Source organism: Vibrio sp. YT-19(2023) (genome assembly GCF_033337395.1).
Genome location: NZ_JAWOQN010001166.1, coordinates 1 through 515 on the forward strand (window position 1 = coordinate 1; position 515 = coordinate 515).

General features: G+C 48.5%; 1 pseudogene. It reads left to right on the forward strand.

Going from position 1 to position 515, the window contains the following annotated elements:
- A pseudogene (locus tag R7E78_RS30640) lies at positions 1-515 on the forward strand (phosphate ABC transporter permease); the annotation flags it as partial.

Sequence of the window (515 nt, forward strand, 5' to 3'; positions counted from 1 at the left end):
AACGCTATCTGATTACTTGGAATGATGACTCGTTAAAGGTGGCAGAGGTCGATAACTCTTACCCTGAAGTCTCGCTTTCTTCACTGTGGCAGAAAGTGTGGTACGAAGGCTATCCAGAGCCTGAATTTGTATGGCAATCTACATCGGCCAGCGATAACTTTGAAGCCAAATTTAGCTTGGTGCCGATTGCGTTCGGCACGATAAAAGCGGCTATGTTTGCGATGCTGTTTTCAGTGCCTTTGGCGGTGCTAGGCGCTATTTATACGGCGTATTTTATGTCGCCACGCATGCGTCGAGTGGTTAAGCCGTCCATTGAATGGATGGAAGCACTGCCGACCGTCATTATCGGTTTCGTTGCAGGATTATGGTTTGCACCGATAGTAGAAGTCCATCTGATTACGGTCGTGGTGATGTTGTTTGTGTTGCCATTGAGCACCATGGTCATGGGGGGCTTGTGGGCTCTGATACCTCAATCTCTGCGTAATCGTCTACCTAATGGATGGCATGCGCTGGTT